The organism is Bacillus sp. LR--39 (genome assembly GCF_053613335.1).
In genome coordinates this window covers 1-661 of sequence record NZ_JBSIOT010001000.1, presented here as the reverse complement: position 1 = coordinate 661, position 661 = coordinate 1, and the positions used below count along the sequence as shown (strand labels likewise).

General features: G+C 45.8%; 2 protein-coding genes. One reads left to right on the top strand and one right to left on the bottom strand.

The window, feature by feature from the left end; translation table 11 throughout:
- Positions 1 to 436: nitroreductase family protein (locus ACWHAR_RS28040; protein WP_452088561.1), on the top strand; the 436-nt coding region annotated here is incomplete at its 5' end.
- A gap of 146 nt (positions 437 to 582) precedes the next feature.
- On the opposite strand, the gene ACWHAR_RS28035 is transcribed toward ACWHAR_RS28040, so the two are convergent.
- Positions 583 to 661, bottom strand: a 79-nt coding sequence (locus ACWHAR_RS28035) for a hypothetical protein (protein WP_452088562.1), incomplete at its 5' end; no start/stop codon positions are given.

The window sequence follows — 661 nt, the reverse complement described above, 5'->3', positions numbered from 1 at the left end:
ACCGCTTGCAAGCTTTAACCAAACACAGGTCACAACATCATCTGCTGTCATCGCTGTATTTGCAGACATGAACAATGCAGACTACTTAGAAGAAATCTATTCAAAAGCCGTGGAACTTGGTTACATGCCGCAGGAGGTCAAAGACAGACAAATCGCCGCGCTGACCGCACATTTTGAAAAGCTTCCGGCACAGGTCAACCGTGAAACGATCCTGATTGATGGAGGTCTTGTTTCCATGCAGCTGATGCTGACTGCACGCGCGCATGGCTACGATACAAACCCGATCGGCGGATACGATAAAGAAAACATCGCGGAAACCTTCGGATTAGATAAAGAACGTTATGTACCGGTTATGCTACTTTCTATCGGAAAAGCAGCAGACGAAGGCTATGCTTCCTACCGTCTGCCGATTGATACAATTGCAGAATGGAAATAAAACAAAGAGCCCGGGAATGTTTTCCGGGCTCTTTGTTTTTAAGTACAGCCGCCATTTGATCGTCTGATCTTTTTTGGGTAACACGTTTGAAGTTAGTCGTTTAGCCATGAAAAAAGAGTGATGACCATTCATCACTCTTCTCTCGATTACTCTTTTCCTTTCTTCCTGCCGAACGGCCACCAGTTTCCTTCTCCAAAGGTCGCAATGATTGCCGGGATGAAGAGT